This window comes from Microbacterium sp. LMX7-1.2 (assembly GCF_040675935.1).
Classification (GTDB): Bacteria; Actinomycetota; Actinomycetes; order Actinomycetales; family Microbacteriaceae; genus Microbacterium.
On the sequence record NZ_JBEGIL010000001.1, the window covers coordinates 2,438,237 to 2,455,438 of the forward strand.

Here is a 17,202-nt window from a genome sequence, read left to right on the forward strand (position 1 = left end):
GGCCACGGCCCGCCTCGGCGGGGCGATCAGGGGCCTCGGGTAGAGTGGCCAGCGCCCAGATCGGGCATCCTGGCCGCCAGACCGATAGGCAGAATGTCTTCCTCTCCCTCCGATCCGACGAGCGCTCCCGACGCCGCGTCCGCCGCCCCGACCCCGGGTGAGCGTCCGCTGCGCATCCTGATCGGCTGCGACACGTTCGCGCCCGACATCAACGGCGCCGCCCGCTTCGCCGAGCGCCTCGCGGCCGGCCTGGTCCAGCGCGGCGACGACGTGCACGTGGTCGCCCCGAACGTCGCGTACCGCCGCACCCCGGCGCGCACCGAGGTCATCGAGGGCGAGCCCATGACGATGCACCGGCTGCCGTCCGTGCGCTGGGCGCCGCACGACTGGCTGCGCTTCGTGTGGCCGTGGCGCTCCAAGCACTATGCACGCAAGGTCCTCGACGCGGTGCAGCCCGACGTCGTGCACATCCAGTCGCACATCGTGATCGGACGCGGACTCGCGCGCATCGCCCACCAGCGCGGCATCCCGGTCATCGCGACGAATCACGTGATGGCCGAGAACATCCTCGACCACACCACCATGCCGAAGTGGGTCGACGATCTGGTCCTGCGCTTCGCGTGGGCCGACGCCAAGCGCACCTTCGGCCTCACCAGGGCCGTCACGACCCCCACGCGTCGCGCCGCGGACTTCCTGGAGCGGACGATCGAGCTGCAGGGCGTCATCCCGGTGAGCTGCGGCATCGACCGCAGCCAGTACACGCCGGTGATCGGACCTCGCGACAAGAACCGCATCGTGTTCGTCGGACGCCTCACGGCCGAGAAGCAGGTGGAGGTCATCCTGCAGGCCATGACGAAGCTCGACCCCGCGCTCGACGTCACGTTCGACATCGTCGGCGGCGGGGACCAGCGCAAGCAGCTCGAGAACCTCACGGCACAGCTCGGACTCGCCGACCGTGTGACGTTCCACGGCCGCACGACGGACGAGGAGCTGCGCGCGCTGCTGTCGCGCGCCTCGCTGTTCGTGATCGCGTCGATCGCCGAGCTGCAGTCGATCGCGACCATGGAGGCCATGGCGTCGGCGCTGCCGATCGTCGCGGCCGACGCCGTCGCCCTGCCGCACCTCGTGCACGACGGGGAGAACGGCTACCTGTTCGAACCGGGCGATGCGGATGCTCTCGCCGACCGGCTGACGCGCGTGCTCACGGCGGAGCCTGCGGAGTACGAGCGGATGCAGCAGGCCTCGCTCGACGGTGTCGCGATCCACGACATCCACCGCACGCTCGACACGTTCGAGGCGCTGTACCGCGACGAGCCCCTCCCGCAGTAGCGGGCCGCCATGCACATCGTCTTCTTCGGCGATCAGCACCTGGACTCGCTCGGCGGGGCCCAGGTCTCGATGCGCCTGCAGCGGGAGTTCCTCGAACGGGCGGGCCACACCGTCACCGTGGTGGCTCCGCGGATGCACGGGCCGCGCGCCGCGCGCGTCCCCGATCCCGCGAACGTCGACCTGCCGTCGATGCCCATCACGCTCGACCACGAGTACTCGATGAGCTGGCCCGGCCGTGCCACCGACCGGCACCTCGACCGCGCCATGACGCATCGGCCTCCGGTGGACCTCGTGCACGTGCAGGCCGACTTCTGGGGCGCGTTCATCGGCCACCGGTACGCGGCGCGCCACGGCATCCCGGTCGTGCACACCATGCACAACCGCGTCGACGTGGGGATCGCGGCGGTCACGCCGCTGTACCGACCCGTGCTCGCCGTGCTCAACCTCTGGCGGCGGGCGGCGCTGCGCGGGGCGGTCGAGAGCATCCCCGGCGCGGACGGCTGGGCGTTCCTGCGCGGACTCGCCCGGGGAGCGGATGCCGTGACCGCGCCGTCGACCCATTTCGCCCGCCGACTCGAAGAGCACGGCGTGTTCTCGCCCGTCGACGTGGTGTGGAACGGCATCGACGACGACATCCGGGAGCAGACGCTCGCCGCCGCGTCCGCCGGGCGGGAACCGGGGCGTCCCCGGTTCGTGTGGCTCGGGCGCATGAGCCCCGAGAAGAGACTGCTGCCGTTCCTGCGGGCGTTCGTCGAGTCAGGCGTCGATGCCGACCTCGAGATCATCGGCGGGGGAGGGCAGCGCGCGGCCGCCGAGAGGATCGTCGCGGGGCACCCGCACGTGCGGTTCGTCGGCAAGCTCAGCTACCCCCAGACCCTCGCGCGGATCGCTGCGGCGGATGCTCTCGTGCAGACGTCGATCGGCTTCGAGACGCAGGGGATGACCCCGTTCGAGGCCGCGACCCTCGGGACGCCGTCGATCATCAGCGACCCCGACATCGCGGCCGAGCTCGGCGGAGGTCTGTGGGCGGTCCCGGGTGCGGCCGGTACCGAGGCCCAGCGTGAGGCGGGGCTCGTCGAGACGCTCCGGCGCGCAGCATCCGACATCGTCTCCGGTATTGCTCCCGTGCCGTCGCGCGAGGTCTCGGAGGCGTTCCGTCAGTCGTCGCGGACCGCCGCGATGATCGAGGTGTACGAGCGGGTGCTCACTGGTCGACCGACCTGAGCCCGGGCCGCAATCCGACGTCGCGGATCAGAGCCCGATGGAGGATCAGAACCCGATGTAGTAGAACAGCGTCGACGCCCAGCCGAACAGGCGCATCGCGATCGACGCCCCGGCGATGCCGATCGCCACGGCGGCCAGCACGTGCGGTGCGGGTCGGCGGAGTGCGATGATGCCGAGCACGAGCGCCGCCGCGTTGCCGAGGAGCACGAAGATCCCGATCACCGTGCTGAGCCCGTCGGCGACCGCGTATCCTCCGCTCGAGTAGAGCAGGGGGGTGAAGAACGTGGCGATCAGGCCGATGCCGAGGGTGATGAGTGCGATCACGAAAGCGGTGCGGCCGAGGGCGTTGCCCGGGCCGCCTGCACCCGATGCGGCGCCCGGATATGACGGATTCTGCGGGTAGGGCTGTGCCTGCGGGTAGGGCTGGCCCTGCGGGTAGGGCTGGCCCTGCTGCGGGTACGACGGCTGGCCCTGTGCGTACGGCTGGCCCTGTGCGTACGGCTGGCTCTGCTGCGGGTACGGCGGCTGGCCCTGCTGCGGGTACGACGGGGCCTGCGGTGCCGGATTGCCCAGGCCGGGGTGCTGCGGAGGCGCGGGAGGTGTTCCCTGGGGCTGGCCGGAGGGCTGCTGCTCGCTCATGCTGTCGAGCGTAGCCCCGTACTCCGGTGTGCAGGGGAACATCCGGTGAGGCGCCGAGGCGCCGAGGATGCGCGTCAGCGATAGACGTGGCCGGACTGCGCATCGGTGAGCGGATCGCGGTCGGCGACGCGGCTCCAGTCGGTCGGCTGCCGGCGATAGCCGTCCCGGCGGAGTTCGACGACGGTCGCGACGACCGCCCAGACGGAGAGGGCGAGGAGTGCGAAGAGAAGGATCATGGCAGAAACGCTACGTTCCTCCTTGATCTGCCACGAGTGGCAGATTAGACTCCGACCATCGGAAAACTGCCAAACCGGAGAGCCGCCATGGAAACCGTCGCCTGCATCGTCCAGGAGGGGTTCGCGCCCTTCGAGTTCGGGCTCGCCTGCGAGGCCTTCGGTCTCGACCGGTCGAACGACGGCGTGCCGAACTTCGACTTCCGCGTCGTCGCGCCGCATCCCGGGGCGATCCCGTCCAAGCTGGGGTTCTCGCTCAACGTCGAGAACGACCTCTCCTTCGCGTACGAGGCCGACCTCGTCGTGTTCTGCCCGGTGCCGCGCGAGTACTGGTCGGCGATCGACCCGCTCCTGATCGAGGTCGCCCGCGACGCGGTCGCGCGCGGTGCCTGGGTCCTGACGATCTGCAGCGGGTCCTTCATCCTCGGTGCGTCCGGGGTGCTCGACGGCCGCCGCGCCACGACGCACTGGATGTACTCCGACGTCATGGCGGACATGTACCCGCAGATCGACATCGACCCCGATGTGCTTTTCGTGCAGGACGGCCGCATCATCACGAGTGCCGGCACCGCGGCCGGCATCGACGCGTGCCTGCACCTGCTCCGTCAGGAGCTGGGCGCCGAGCTCACCAACCGCATCGCCCGGCGCATGGTCGTGCCCCCGCAGCGCGACGGCGGTCAGGCGCAGTTCATCGACCGGCCGATCCCCGTGGTCCCGAACGACTCGCTCGCCGCGGTCGCGGACTGGGCGGTGTCGCACCTCCGCGAGGACCTCGGCGTCGACCAGCTCGCAGCGCGCGCGCTGATGTCGCCCCGCACCTTCGCGCGGCGGTTCAAGGCCGAGTACGGGGCGACGCCGGCGGCCTGGCTCGCCCGCCAGCGGGTGCTGCACGCGCAGCGGATGCTGGAGCGCAGCGACGTCCCGCTCGATCGCATCGCCGAGGAGTGCGGCTTCGGGTCGGCGGCCGTACTGCGCCAGAACTTCGCTCGGGTGCTCGGCACCACGCCGACCGCCTATCGTGCCCGGTTCTCATGCGCCGACGACCTCGAGGCGATGCCGGCGCCCGAGCCGACCGCCGCCTGAGCTCGCGGGGCCGCGATCAGTCCCAGTGCCCCGCGTGCGCGAGCGCCCGGTAGTCGAGCACGATGCCCTTCGGCGTCACGGACGCGGTGCAGTACAGCAGCGACTGGGTCGGGTAGCCGTGCGGACGGTTGTCGCGGATGATCGCCCGGTCGTCCTCCGGGTCGAGTCGCGCGGACGCGCTGAGCAGCGCGGTCCACTCCGAGGTCCAGTCGTCGAGGTCTGCGGCGGGACCGAGAGTGCGGAACTCGGGCAGCCATGTGGCGATGCGCGGGGTCGCGCCGTCGTCGAGATCGTCGTGCGCGATCATGTGGATGCCGGGTGTGATGGGAGTCTCGCGCAGGTCGACGCCGTCCCAACTGAGAACGCGGGCTCCCGCGGGGCCGACCTCGAGCAGGTTGAAGCCGTGCATGGGCAGAGCGCCCTCGGGGGACCGTCCCGAGACGGACTCGAGCACGAGTGAACCGCGGGTCTGCGGCGTGCCGCCCGGGATCTCGGCCACGTCTGCGCGGTTGAGCAGCACGGCGAGCCGTCGCTCGGAGGGGTTCACGGCCAGCCACGCGCCGCCGGCCCGACGGTCGCGGATCCCGGAGATCCCGGGGTACCGATCCGGCCACCAGTCGCCGGGAGCATCCCATCCGCGCTGGGGATCCTCATCGCGCACCGCGAGCAGTCGCGCGTTGCCGGCATCCTCGACGTCGATCACCACGGTGCACACCGTCCCAGTCTAGGTCGGCGCAACTTACCTAGATTCTCGCATGTCGGAATATGAATTTCAGAATGCACTGGACGATCCGACATGCCCGGGGTACAGTCGGTGGTGGCTGGACGACCGATGGAGGTCGGCAGTCACGAAAGCACAACCTAGCGGTTCGACGTATATCTCGAGGCCGACCCCGGCGGGGCCGACCGGAAGCCGTATCACTGCGACGACAGCAAGGAAGCCTTCATGACCAGCATCAGCATGCCCGCGACCGACTCGCAGCCCACTCCGGCCGAGTACCTCTCCGAGGCCGTCGCCCTCGCCACCGACAACGTCCGCAATGCGGGCGGCCCGTTCGGGGCCATCGTCGTCTCCGCCGACGGCCGTGTCTTCGAGGGCGTCAACCGGGTGACGGCCAACCTCGACCCGTCCGCGCACGCCGAGGTGACCGCGATCCGCAACGCCTGCCGGGAGCTCGGCACCTTCGACCTCACCGGCGCCACGCTCTACACGAGCTGCGAGCCCTGCCCGATGTGCCTCGCCACCTCGCTCTGGGCCCGCATCGACCGGGTCTACTTCGCCGCCGACCGCCACGACGCGGCCGACGCCGGATTCGACGACGCGGTGTTCTACCGCTACTTCGAGGGCGGCCCCGACGACAGGGCGATCATGCCCGTCAGCTCGGCGAGCCTCTCCGCCGACGAACGCGTCGCGCCGTTCACCGAGTGGAACGCCACCGCCGAGCGCACCGAGTACTGAGGCCACGCGCACCGACCACCGACGCGACGCGCACCGACCACCGACGCGACGCGCACCCACCCCTGACGGCCTCGTGCCGCCAGCCGATCCGGCGAACCGGTCCTCGGCGACCCGGGAACTCCTTCCACCCCACGAACACTGGAGCCGATGATGTCTTCACATGTCTTCAACGACCCCGAGACCGGCGCGGTCCCCACGCCGGCACTCCCGCCCCTGGCCACCGGAGCGACCACCACGGTCGACGCCGAGCCCAAGAACGCCGTCGACCGCTTCTTCGAGATCACGCGTCGCGGCTCGACCTTCGCCCGCGAGATCCGCGGCGGCATCGTCACGTTCGTGACCATGGCGTACATCGTGATCCTCAACCCGCTCATCCTCGGCGGCGTCGAGGATGTCGCGGGCACCGCCCTCGACGGCGCGCAGATCGGCGCGGCCACCGGCCTCACCGCCGGTGTCATGACGATCCTCTTCGGCCTCATCGCCCGGCTGCCGTTCGCGCTCGCCGCGGGCCTGGGCATCAACTCGTTCCTCGCCGTCTCGGTCGTCGGTCAGGTCACCTGGCCCGAGGCGATGGGACTCGTCGTCATCAACGGCATCCTCATCGTGCTGTTCGGCGCCACCGGCATCCGGACCGCGATCTTCAACGCCGTGCCCGCTCAGCTGAAGGCGGCGATCACGGTCGGCATCGGTCTCTTCATCGCCTTCATCGGCTTCGTGGACTCCGGCTTCGTCACCCGCACCGCGGGCGGCCCGCCCGTGCAGCTCGGCGACGGCGGCTCGATCACCTCGATCCCGACCCTCGTCTTCCTCATCGGCCTCGTGCTCATCGGCGTGCTGGTCGCGCGCCGCGTGCCCGGCGGCATCCTGATCGGCATCGTCGCCTCCACGATCCTCGCGATCATCGCCCAGGCGATCTTCAAGCTCCCATCGAGCGCCGAGGGGCCCGGCGGCTGGCACATGACGATCCCGGAGATCCCGACGGCGCTCGTGACGATCCCCGACTTCGGCCTGATCGGCCAGTTCGATCTCGTCGGCTCCTTCGGCCGCATCGGCGCGCTCGCCGCGACCATGCTCGTCTTCACCCTCGTGTTCTCGAACTTCTTCGACGCCATGGGCACCATGACCGGTCTCGCGAAGAACGCCGGCCTCGCCTACAAGGACGGCACGTTCCCGCGTCTCCGCTCGGCCTTCGTGGTCGAGGGTCTCGGGGCCGTCGCGGGCGGAGCATCCTCGACCTCGTCGAACACCGTCTACGTCGACAGCGCCTCCGGCATCGCCGAGGGTGCGCGCACGGGACTCGCGGCCGTCGTCGTCGGCGTGCTCTTCCTGCTCTCGATGTTCTTCACGCCGCTGACCCTCGTGGTGCCGATTGAGGTCGGCTCCGCGGCACTGGTCGTCGTGGGCGCGATGATGATGGGGCAGATCAAGGAGATCAAGTTCACGAACTTCGCGGTCGCCCTTCCCGTCTTCCTCACGATCGTGACGATGCCGCTGACCTACTCGATCGCCAACGGCATCGGCGTCGGCTTCATCACCTGGGCGCTCGTCAACGCGCTCTCCGGTCGTGCGCGCAAGGTGCACTGGTTGATGTGGATCGTGGCCGCGGGTTTCGCTCTCTACTTCGTGCGCGGCCCCATCGAGATGCTGCTCGCCGGCTGACCCCGGTCCCCACGACCACGCCCCCTCCGGTCCGCCGGAGGGGGCGTGGTCGTGCGAGGGGAGCGGCGACCGGTGGGGTTCAGCCCAGCTCGGGCCAGGCGGCGAGGTCGTCGGCGGTGTCGATGTCGGCGCCGGAGCCGATGTCGGCGCACTCGACGCGATCGACGAGGTGCGGATGCCGTGACATCCAGGATCGTGCGCCGGAGTCGCCCTGCGCGAGGGCTGCGGCGGCGATGAGGTCGGCGGTGTCGAAGACGACGGGGGTGCCGGCGACGCCGTGCCAGGCGGCCCTGGTCGCCCGGCCCGGCCGGTGTGCGGCGAGCAGCCGGCTCACGACCGGCTCTCCCACTCCCGGCTGGTCGACCAGCAGCACGACCACCACGTGCGGGCGGGCGGGCGCCGAGGCGAGATGACGCACCGCGGCGCGGAGGGAGGCCGACATCCCGGAGGCGGCGTCGCGCACGTAGACGGTGCTCGCGGAGGCGCAGCGGGCGCGCAGCCATCGCCTCGCCGTGCGCGCCTCGGGCCCGACCGCGACCGTGACGCTGCATCCCGCGTGCGCGGCGACCCGGGCGGCACGGGTGACGAGCACCTCGTCGTTCCAGGGCAGCAGCGCCTTCGGGCCGCGTCCGAGCCGGGAGCCGCTCCCCGCGGCGAGCACGATCGCGTGACGGTAGAGGAGGGTCATGGCCGGGGCGCTGTCGCGTCGCGCGCGAGGATCGCGGCGTGGATGCGGTCGCGCGTGAACGGCGTGGCCGTCATCCGGATGCCGGTGGCGTCGCGGATCGCCGCCGCGAGCGCGGGCGCGACCGGATTGAAAGGGGACTCGCTCATCGATTTGGCCCCCAGCGGCCCGAGCACGTCGCTCGTGCGGGCGAAGGAGATCTCCGAGCGCGGCACATCGGCAAAGGTCGGCACGTGGTACTGCCGGAGGATGTCGGTGACGACCACGCCGCGCTCGTCGACGCGCACGATCTCGTGCAGCGCGGCCCCGAGCGCCTGCGCGATGCCGCCCTCGATCTGGCCCCGGCACTGCTCCGGATTCACCACCACGCCCGCATCGGCCGCGTGGATCGACCGGAGGATGCGCAGCTCGCCGGTGCCCTCGTCGATCGCCACCCGGAAACCCTGCACGTTGAAGGCCACCGAGCGCGGCGTGCCGCCCCAGTAGCCGGTGGTCTCCAGGGGCGTCGCCGTGCGGATCGCGTCGGCGGCGAGGTCGCGCAGTGACACGGATGCCCCACCGTGCACCACGCGGTCGCCCACGAGAAGGCACTCGTCCACCGGAGCCCCGAGCAGCTCCGCGGCTCTGGCGCGCAGTCGCTCGGCGAGGGCGGTCGCCGCGGCGTGCGTCGCGCGCCCCGCGACGACCGTGCCCGTGGAGCCGAAGGCTCCGGTGTCATGGGGCACGAGAGCGGAATCGGCCTGGCGCAGCCGCACGCGACGCGTATGCGTCTGCAGCACGGTCGCCGCGATCTGCTGATGCACGGTGGAGGTGCCGTTGCCGAACTCCGCCGTGCCCACGTCGAGGGTGAAGTCGCCGTCCTCGTCGAGTCGGATCGCGGCGTGGGCGTGGTGGCCGCGGGGAGGGACGGTCGCGATCATGGCCACGGCCGCACCCTCGCCGATCCGCCACCCGGGCCCGACGGCGGCGGCATCGGCATCCCGGTCCCTCGCCAGCGTCTCCTGCACCGTCGTCACGCACTCGTCGAGACCATAGCTGCCGATGAGCAGATCCGGTTCCTCGTGCGCCGCGATCAGCGGATCCTCGGCGCCGATGAGGTTCTGCCGGCGCAGGTCGAGCGGATCGACGCCGAGACGGCGCGCCACCTCGTCGACGGTCGACTCGATCGCGAAGATCATCTGGCTGAGGCCGTAGCCGCGGAAGGCGCCCGAGGGGATCGTGTTCGTGTAGACGACGTCTGCGTCGATCTTCTTCGCCGCCGCGCGGTACACCGCGATCGACTCGCCCACGCCGTGGAACATCACACCGGGCCCGTGGTTGCCGTACGCGCCGGTGTTCGACCGCACGTCGACGCCGATGCCGGTGATGGTGCCGTCCGCCGTCGCGCCCATGCGCACCCGGACGCGGAAGGGATGCCGCACCGTCGTGGCCGTGAGCACCTCTTTGCGCGAGAACTCGACGCGCACCGGGCGACCGGTGGCCTGCGTCGCCAGCAGCGCGAGGTCCTCGGTGAGCATCTCCTGCTTGCCGCCGAAACCGCCGCCGACCCGCGCGGCGTACACGCGCACCGCCTCCTTGTCGAGGCCGAACACGCGGGCCAGCGTCCGACGCACGAGGAACGGCACTTGCGTGCTGCTGCGCACGACGTACCCGCCGTCCTCGTCGCGCCAGGCGATCGAGCCGTGGGTCTCGAGCGCGGTGTGCGAGACGCGATGGGTGTGGAAGGTGCGTTCCTCGACGACGTCGGATGCTGCGAGGGCGGCGGCGAGGTCGCCGACCTCGGAGTGCAGCTCCACGAGGACGTTGCTGTCGCCGTGCAGGATCGGCGTGTCCGGATGGTCGGCCAGCTCGGGGTCGACGTTGGCCGGCAGCACCTCGTACTCGACGTCGACGAGGCGCGCCGCGCGTTCGGCCAGACGCGGGGACTCGGCGACGACCAGGGCGACGCGCTGCCCGACGAAGCGCACGACGTCGTCGAACACGCGGGTGTCATCGGGGTCGTCCTCGACGAGCTCGTGCTGCGCCGACGAGAAGAGCGTGCGCGGGGCGTCGTCGCGCGTCAGCACCGTCACGACGCCGGGAGCCCCGAGCGCCCGCGTCGCATCGACGTGCACGACGCGTGCGTGCGCGTGCGGGCTGCGCACGACGGCCGCGTACAGCGGCGTCCCGGGCAGCTCGGTCTCGTCGACGTCCATGGTGTACCGGACCGTGCCCGTCACGACGCCCATCGCTGCGGGCGTCCCCGTCGCATGACCGACGCCCCCGGCGCGGTCGTCGATGTTGACGCGTCCGTGCACGGCGTCCTCGATGCTGCGGTAGCCCGTGCACCGGCAGACGTTGCCCTTGAGCGTGCGGCCGAGATCCTGGTCGGCTCCCTCCGGCATCGACGCGACCGTGCACACCATCCCCGCGGTGCAGAAGCCGCACTGGAAGCCGGCAGCCCGACGGAAGCTCTCCTGCACCGGATGAGGATGCTCTGGCGTTCCCAGCCCCTGCACCGTGACGATGTCGCGACCCGAGGCGCGGTGCGCGGGGTAGACGCAGCTGTGCACGGCCTCGCCGTCGACGATCACGGTGCAGGCGCCGCAGTCGCCGCCGTCGCACCCCTTCTTCACGCCGTACGACCCCTGGTCGCGCAGCCAGGTGCGCAGGCACTGCCCCGGCTCGGGGGACACTGCGACCGTGCGGCCGTCGAGGGTGGCGGTGGGGCCCGCCGCGTCTGTGGGGCCTGCCGCGCCTGCGGGCGCTGCCGCGCCTGTGGCATCCGCGGCGATGCCGATCTCGTCCGTGCTCATGCGGCTCTCCTCTCGATGCGCAGATCGCCCGTGACGCGACCCGCTGCCCGATCCACCCCGGTGGCGATCCCCGGCAGCAGCTCGGCGAGGATCTCGTCGCCGAGGCGGTGGGTCATCAGGCGGCGCCAGGCGGGGTCGCCATGGACATCGTCGTACCACCGTCCCGCGGCCCGATCGACGGCGGTGCGCCACGCCCCGGCATCCGCGCGCACGGCACCGGGGCGTCGGTCGAGGTCGGTGTCGGCGGTGAGGTCGAGCATGACGGGGCGGGCGACCGATGCCGTGACCGACAGCCGCAGCGACCGCTCGGAGGTGCGCCGCCCGATCAGCAGAGCGGCGGACCGTCCGCGCTCGGTGAGCGAGATGCGCCGGAACGCGGGCCGCTGGCGCAGGGAGGCGCCGGGCACGAGGAAGCTGCGGATCAGCTCCCCGTAGCCGAGGCGTGTCTTCGTGGCGCCGACGACGAGGTCGGCGACGGCGACGCGACGCCGCCGACCGTCGGGGCGCAGGATCAGCGCGGTCGCGTCCCACGCGGTGAGCAGGGAGATCAGGGGTCCTGCGGGCAGAGCGGTCGCGACGTTGCCGCCGACCGTGGACATGTGCCAGATCTTCCACGAGGCGACGAAGGAGTCGCACACCGGCGGGATCAGGTCGAGGCCGGGAAGGGTCGCCCGGTCGACGCCGCCGGGTCGGGGCTCGTCGGCGAGGGCGCGCAGGTCGGCGACGCGGCAGGTCGCCGCGATCTCCAGAGAGGGCTCGCCTGCGGCATCCCCGTGCCAGGTGAGCGGCTGCCAGCTCGCGCCCGTGATGTCGAGCAGGCGTCGCGGGGCCCCACGGGTGACGTCGGTGCCGTAGGAGTAGAGGACCGTGCCTCCGGCGAGCCACGAGTCGCCGGAGCGCCACTCCCGCGGGTCGGCGCACATCAACACCTCGTCGACACTGGTCACATCCATGCCGGCACCTCCGTCGCGGTCGGGTTCGTCGCGGTCGGGTTCGTCGTGGTCGGGTTCGTCGTGGTCTGGTGCATCGTCCCGGTCGGGTGCGTCGTGGGGACCCGCCCGATCGTCGGCGCGGAGGCGCAGGTGCGGCCGATGTCGTGCACGGCGCCGTCGGTGTCGCGCAGCCTCCGTGGTGCCGCAGCCGTCGCCCCGTGTGCGCCGCCGCCGCTCGTGACGAGGACGAGTTCGGCGAGGATCGACACCGCGACCTCGGCGGGGGTGCGTGCGCCGAGGTCGAGTCCGATGGGGGAGTGCAGGCGCGCGAGCAGGGCCTCGGGGATGCCGCTCGATCGCAGCTCCTGCATCCGCTTCTCGTGCGTGACGCGTGAGCCCATCGCGCCGACGTATGCGACCCCGGAGCGCAGCGCCTGCTCCAGCACGGGGAGGTCGACCCGCGGGTCGTGCGTGAGCACGACCACGGCCGTGCGAGCGTCGAGGCGTCCGGCCTCCGCCTCCCGCGCGAAGTGCACGGCCGGGGGCATGAGCACCACCTCGTGCGCGCCGGGGTGGCGCGCGGACGTCGCGAACACGGGGCGTGCGTCGCACACGGTCACCCGGCGTCCGAGGAGAGCAGCGGCCTGGGCGAGCGCCACGGCGAAGTCGTTGGCCCCGTAGATGAGGAGTCGCGCGGGCGCGGCGGTCGACTCCACGAGCACCCGACGGGCGACGGGGCAGTCCGGCCGGCTGCGGTCGGCGAGGTCCACGACGTGGGTGCCGCCGATCTCGAGCGCGGCTCGGATGAGCGGATCCTCGGCGGCGTCCGACGCGTTCGAGGCGTCCGGGGCGTCCGCGGCGTCCGACGCGTTCGGGAAGAGGACTCGCGCTCGGGAGGAGACGTCGCCGGGCGAGATCCTCCCGAGGCGGAGGGCTCCGCCGTTGCGGGCGCTGTCGTCGAGGGGGAGGTCGCGCACCAGGCGCAGTCCCGGCTCCGGAGCGGCGAGTGCGAAGAGCAGCTCGGAGGGCAGCGTGCGCAACGGTTGCACGAGCACGCGCACATCGCCGCCGCACAGGAGTCCGATCGAGACGCCGTCGTCATCGGCGTATCCGAAGGAGTGCAGCTCGACCGAGCCGGACTCCAGGCAGCCGAGGGCGGCGTCGACGACCGCGCCCTCCACGCATCCCCCCGAGATCGAGCCGATGGTCCGCCCGTCGTCGCGCACCGCCATGGAGGTGCCGGGCGGCCGCGGCACGGAGCCGGAGACCTCGACGATCGTGGCGATCGCCCAGCGGTCGGGATCGGCCAGGCACTCGGCGTAGTCGTGGATGCGGTCGAGCATGTGGGGAACCTCCCGGGTCGCAACCGCGGCGTCTTCGCCGCGGGATGCCCGGTAGATGGTTCACAGTGGTAACCCGCCTAGGCCTGGGACGAGTGTAGGACAACCCTCCCATCATGTCCATAGCGCGGAGATGGGATTCCGCGATGCGAATATCCGGACGCGATCCGTGCGAGGCCCGCGACCCGCGCGATCGGATGCTGGGGCAGAATCGAACCGTGAACATCGTCGTCGGAGTCACGGGTGGAATCGCCGCATACAAGACAGTGCACCTGGTGCGGCTGCTCACGAAGAGCGGACACGAGGTGACCGTCGTGCCGACCGAGGACGCGCTGCGCTTCGTCGGCTCGCCCACGTGGGAGGCGCTGAGCCGGCACCCGGTGACGACCAGCGTGCACGACGACGTCGCGCGCGTGCGCCACGTCGCCCTCGGGCAGAACGCCGACCTCGTGATCGTGGCCCCGGCGACCGCGAACACGATCGCGAAGATCACGGCCGGCATCGCCGACGACCTGCTCGGCACGACACTGCTCGCGACCGAGGCGCCCGTGCTGCTCGCACCGGCCATGCACGCCGAGATGTGGCGCAACGCCGCGACCCAGGCGAACATCGCCACGCTGACCGCCCGGGGCGTGCATCTCGTGGGCCCCGCCGACGGCGAGCTCGCCGGCGGCGACAGCGGTCCCGGGCGCATGGTCGAACCCGAGCAGATCGCCGAGGCCGCGCACGCCCTGCTCGCCCCTCAGGACCTCGCGGGACTCCGGGTCGTGGTGTCGGCGGGCGGCACGCGCGAGCCGATCGACCCCGTGCGCTTCCTCGGCAACCGGTCGAGCGGTCGGCAGGGGGCCGCGCTCGCCGTGGAGGCCGCCGCCCGCGGTGCCGCCGTGACGCTCGTCGCCGCGCACGTCTCGGCCGACGTTCTCGCCGAGGCGCGGCATCCGTCCCTCGCGGTGGAACGGGTCGGGACGGCGGCGGAGCTCGCCGACGTCATGAAGCGCCTCGCCGTCGAGGCCGACGTGATCGTCATGGCGGCGGCCGTGGCCGACTACCGACCGGCCGAGGTCGCCGCGCAGAAGCTCACGAAGGAAGCCGGCCCGCTCACGCGCATCGACCTCGTCGAGAACGAGGACGTGGTCGCCGCGCTCGCCGCCGCCCGGAGTGCCGGGTCGGCTCCGGCGGGGCAGATCATCGTCGCCTTCGCCGCCGAGACCCTGCCTGACCCCGCCGAGCGCCTGGAGCGCGCGCGTCGCAAACGCGAGCGCAAGGGCGTCGACCTGCTCGCCGTGAACCTCGTGGATGCCGAGCGGGGATTCGAGGCCGCGGACAACGCGGTCGAGGTCGTGGGGGAGGGCGGCGCGGTCGTGGCCTCCGCCGCGGGCAGCAAGCGCGAGGTCGCGCAGGCGATCCTGGACGCCGTCGTCACCGTGCGCTAAACTTGAGTCATCTCCACTCAACTTTATGGCGAGTGGCCATCGACGACAAGGAGTCTCCTCAGGAGGAACAGATGCCAGGCCCACAGAGCACCGCGCAGAACGACGACCAGCAGTCCGCCCTCGAGCAGTTCGGGATCAACCTCACCGACCGCGCCCGCCAGGGCAAGCTCGACCCCGTGATCGGCCGCGACAGCGAAATCCGTCGCGTGAGCCAGGTGCTCACCCGACGCACCAAGAACAACCCCGTGCTGATCGGCGAGCCCGGCGTCGGCAAGACCGCCGTCGTCGAAGGCCTCGCACAGCGCATCGTCGCGGGCGACGTCGCCGAGTCCCTCAAGGATAAGGAGCTCGTGTCGCTCGACATCTCCGCCCTCGTCGCCGGTGCCATGTACCGCGGGCAGTTCGAGGAGCGCCTGAAGAGCGTGCTCAAGGAGATCACCGAGTCCGACGGTCGCATCATCACCTTCATCGACGAGCTGCACGTGCTCATGGGCGCGGGTGGCGGCGAAGGGTCCGTCGCGGCGTCGAACATGCTCAAGCCGATGCTCGCCCGCGGGGAGCTGCGTCTGATCGGCGCCACCACGCTCAACGAGTACCGCGAGTTCATCGAGAAGGATGCCGCGCTCGAGCGTCGCTTCCAGCAGGTGTCCGTGGGCGAGCCGACCGTCGAGGACACGATCGCGATCCTCCGCGGGCTCAAGGGCCGCTACGAGGCGCACCACGGGGTCACGATCTCCGACAGTGCGCTCGTCGCCGCGGCCGCGCTCTCCAACCGCTACCTGCCGGCGCGGCAGCTGCCCGACAAGGCGATCGACCTGATCGACGAGTCGATGTCGCGTCTCAAGATGGAGATCGACTCCTCGCCCGTCGAGATCGACCAGCTCAAGCGCCAGGTCGACCGCATGAAGCTCGAGGAGCTCGCGCTCAAGCGTGAGAAGGACGCCGCCTCGAAGGAGCGTCTCGGCGCGCTGCGCGAGCAGCTCGTCGGCCTCGAGGCGCAGCTCGCCGAGCTCGAAGCGCGGTGGGCGCGCGAGCGGCAGGGCCTCAACCGCGTGGGCGAGCTCAAGAAGCAGCTCGACGACGCCGTCACGCAGCGCGACCTCGCGATGCGCGAGGCCGACTACACGCGCGCCTCGAAGCTCGAGTACGAGACCATCAAGCGACTTGAGCGCGACATCGCCGAGGCCGAGCGGGCCGAGGCCGCAGCATCCGACGAGCCGCGCATGGTCAACGAGCAGGTGACCGACGAGGACATCGCCGCGGTGATCGCGGCGTGGACCGGCATCCCCGTCGGACGTCTGCTGCAGGGTGAGAGCGAGCGCCTGCTGCACCTCGAGTCCGAGCTCGGGCGACGTCTGATCGGGCAGAAGGATGCCGTGAAGGCCGTGTCCGACGCGGTGCGCCGCTCCCGCGCGGGCATCAGCGACCCCGGCCGCCCGACCGGATCGTTCCTGTTCCTCGGCCCGACCGGTGTCGGCAAGACCGAGCTCGCGAAAGCGCTCGCCGACTTCCTGTTCGACGACGAGCGCGCCATGGTGCGCATCGACATGTCGGAGTACGGCGAGAAGCACTCGGTCTCCCGGCTCGTCGGCGCCCCTCCCGGGTACGTCGGCTACGAGCAGGGCGGCCAGCTGACCGAGGCCGTGCGGCGCCGTCCGTACAGCGTCGTGCTGCTCGACGAGGTCGAGAAGGCGCATCCCGAGGTCTTCGACGTGCTGCTGCAGGTGCTCGACGACGGGCGGCTCACGGACGGGCAGGGGCGGACGGTCGACTTCTCGAACGTCATCCTCATCCTCACCTCCAACCTCGGGTCGCCGATCCTGATCGATCCGACGCTGGCTCCCGACGAGAAGCGCGAGCAGGTCATGGCGCTCGTGCGGCAGGCGTTCCGCCCGGAGTTCCTCAACAGGCTCGACGACATCGTGATGTTCCAGGCGCTCAGCGAGGACGACCTCGCGCAGATCGTCGAGCTGTCCGTCGACCAGCTGCACGAGCGGCTGCGCGACCGTCGGCTCTCGCTCGCGGTCACCCCGGATGCGCGATCGTGGCTCGCCGAGCGCGGGTACGACCCGGTGTTCGGCGCCCGCCCGCTGCGGCGTCTCATCCAGACCGAGGTGCAGAACAAGCTCGCGACCGCGCTGCTCTCGGGCGGCGTGCACGACGGTGACACGGTGCGCGTCGACGTCGCGGCCGACGGCACGGCGCTCGTGCTGACCGCGACGAGTCCCGAGCCCGGGCGCCTTGACGACGAGGGTGACGACGTGGTCGAGGCCGAGCTCCTCGACGACTGACGCCGACGCCCCTGCTGGCTGCCGACGCCCCTCCTGATACGCGTGAATCAGGAGGGGCGTCGACGCTCAGGAGGGGCGTCGACGCTCACGACGGATGGCA

Annotated in this window: 14 protein-coding genes; 7 read left to right on the forward strand and 7 right to left on the reverse strand. The window is 71.5% G+C overall.

Annotated elements, in window-relative coordinates; all coding sequences use genetic code 11:
- Nucleotides 1–93: 93 nt before the first annotated feature.
- Nucleotides 94–1,329 carry a glycosyltransferase gene (locus tag MRBLMX7_RS11935; RefSeq protein ID WP_363368774.1) on the forward strand — a complete coding sequence of 412 codons (1,236 nt, stop codon included), beginning with the start codon at nucleotides 94–96 and terminating at the stop codon, nucleotides 1,327–1,329.
- A gap of 9 nt (nucleotides 1,330–1,338) precedes the next feature.
- The gene (locus MRBLMX7_RS11940) at nucleotides 1,339–2,553 is read left to right on the forward strand and encodes a glycosyltransferase (RefSeq protein ID WP_363368776.1); all 1,215 of its coding nucleotides are present in this window, start codon (nucleotides 1,339–1,341) and stop codon (nucleotides 2,551–2,553) included.
- Nucleotides 2,554–2,598: 45 nt separating this feature from the next.
- Here MRBLMX7_RS11940 and MRBLMX7_RS11945 read toward each other — a convergent pair whose 3' ends face one another.
- Together MRBLMX7_RS11945 and MRBLMX7_RS11950 are read right to left on the reverse strand one after the other, a co-directional pair.
- On the reverse strand, nucleotides 2,599–3,192 hold the full coding sequence (locus tag MRBLMX7_RS11945) for a hypothetical protein (RefSeq protein WP_363368778.1): 594 nt from the start codon (nucleotides 3,190–3,192) through the stop codon (nucleotides 2,599–2,601).
- A gap of 74 nt (nucleotides 3,193–3,266) precedes the next feature.
- Nucleotides 3,267–3,428, reverse strand: a complete 162-nt coding sequence (locus MRBLMX7_RS11950) for a hypothetical protein (protein ID WP_363368780.1) — start codon at nucleotides 3,426–3,428, stop codon at nucleotides 3,267–3,269.
- 87 nt (nucleotides 3,429–3,515) lie between these two features.
- Between MRBLMX7_RS11950 and MRBLMX7_RS11955 the strand changes: the two genes are divergently transcribed.
- Entirely contained in the window at nucleotides 3,516–4,508 is a 993-nt protein-coding gene (locus tag MRBLMX7_RS11955) for a GlxA family transcriptional regulator (protein WP_363368782.1), read from the forward strand.
- A 16-nt stretch (nucleotides 4,509–4,524) separates the two neighbouring features.
- Here MRBLMX7_RS11955 and MRBLMX7_RS11960 read toward each other — a convergent pair whose 3' ends face one another.
- On the reverse strand, nucleotides 4,525–5,223 hold the full coding sequence (locus MRBLMX7_RS11960; protein WP_363368784.1) for an NRDE family protein: 699 nt from the start codon (nucleotides 5,221–5,223) through the stop codon (nucleotides 4,525–4,527).
- 231 nt (nucleotides 5,224–5,454) lie between these two features.
- On the opposite strand from MRBLMX7_RS11960, the gene MRBLMX7_RS11965 reads away from it, so the two are divergent.
- Together MRBLMX7_RS11965 and MRBLMX7_RS11970 are read left to right on the forward strand one after the other, a co-directional pair.
- Nucleotides 5,455–5,967, forward strand: coding sequence for a nucleoside deaminase (locus MRBLMX7_RS11965; protein ID WP_235556721.1), 513 nt, complete (start codon nucleotides 5,455–5,457; stop codon nucleotides 5,965–5,967).
- Nucleotides 5,968–6,114: 147 nt separating this feature from the next.
- Entirely contained in the window at nucleotides 6,115–7,626 is a 1,512-nt protein-coding gene (locus MRBLMX7_RS11970) for an NCS2 family permease (protein ID WP_363368786.1), read from the forward strand.
- A gap of 79 nt (nucleotides 7,627–7,705) precedes the next feature.
- Here the strand turns inward: MRBLMX7_RS11970 and MRBLMX7_RS11975 are convergent, their stop codons facing one another.
- Genes MRBLMX7_RS11975 through MRBLMX7_RS11990 form a run of 4 tightly spaced genes read right to left on the reverse strand, consistent with a single transcriptional unit; the run spans nucleotide 7,706 to nucleotide 13,381 of the window.
- Nucleotides 7,706–8,314, reverse strand: a complete 609-nt coding sequence (locus tag MRBLMX7_RS11975; RefSeq protein ID WP_363368788.1) for a nucleotidyltransferase family protein — start codon at nucleotides 8,312–8,314, stop codon at nucleotides 7,706–7,708.
- Nucleotides 8,311–11,106 (reverse strand): molybdopterin-dependent oxidoreductase, encoded by a 2,796-nt coding sequence (locus tag MRBLMX7_RS11980; RefSeq protein ID WP_363368789.1) that lies wholly within the window; start codon nucleotides 11,104–11,106, stop codon nucleotides 8,311–8,313. Before MRBLMX7_RS11980 ends, MRBLMX7_RS11975 begins: the two co-directional genes overlap by 4 nt.
- Nucleotides 11,103–12,059: an FAD binding domain-containing protein gene (locus tag MRBLMX7_RS11985; RefSeq protein WP_363368791.1), complete on the reverse strand. Its 957-nt coding sequence runs from the start codon at nucleotides 12,057–12,059 to the stop codon at nucleotides 11,103–11,105. The genes MRBLMX7_RS11980 and MRBLMX7_RS11985 overlap by 4 nt, the downstream gene beginning before the upstream one ends.
- Nucleotides 12,050–13,381, reverse strand: coding sequence for an XdhC family protein (locus tag MRBLMX7_RS11990; RefSeq protein ID WP_363368793.1), 1,332 nt, complete (start codon nucleotides 13,379–13,381; stop codon nucleotides 12,050–12,052). Before MRBLMX7_RS11990 ends, MRBLMX7_RS11985 begins: the two co-directional genes overlap by 10 nt.
- 215 nt (nucleotides 13,382–13,596) lie before the next feature.
- Here MRBLMX7_RS11990 and coaBC point away from each other — a divergent pair, with 215 nt between their 5' ends.
- Together coaBC and MRBLMX7_RS12000 are read left to right on the forward strand one after the other, a co-directional pair.
- Nucleotides 13,597–14,811, forward strand: coding sequence for a bifunctional phosphopantothenoylcysteine decarboxylase/phosphopantothenate--cysteine ligase CoaBC (gene coaBC / locus MRBLMX7_RS11995; protein ID WP_363368795.1), 1,215 nt, complete (start codon nucleotides 13,597–13,599; stop codon nucleotides 14,809–14,811).
- A 71-nt stretch (nucleotides 14,812–14,882) separates the two neighbouring features.
- On the forward strand, nucleotides 14,883–17,102 hold the full coding sequence (locus tag MRBLMX7_RS12000; protein ID WP_363368797.1) for an ATP-dependent Clp protease ATP-binding subunit: 2,220 nt from the start codon (nucleotides 14,883–14,885) through the stop codon (nucleotides 17,100–17,102).
- Nucleotides 17,103–17,202 lie beyond the last annotated feature (100 nt).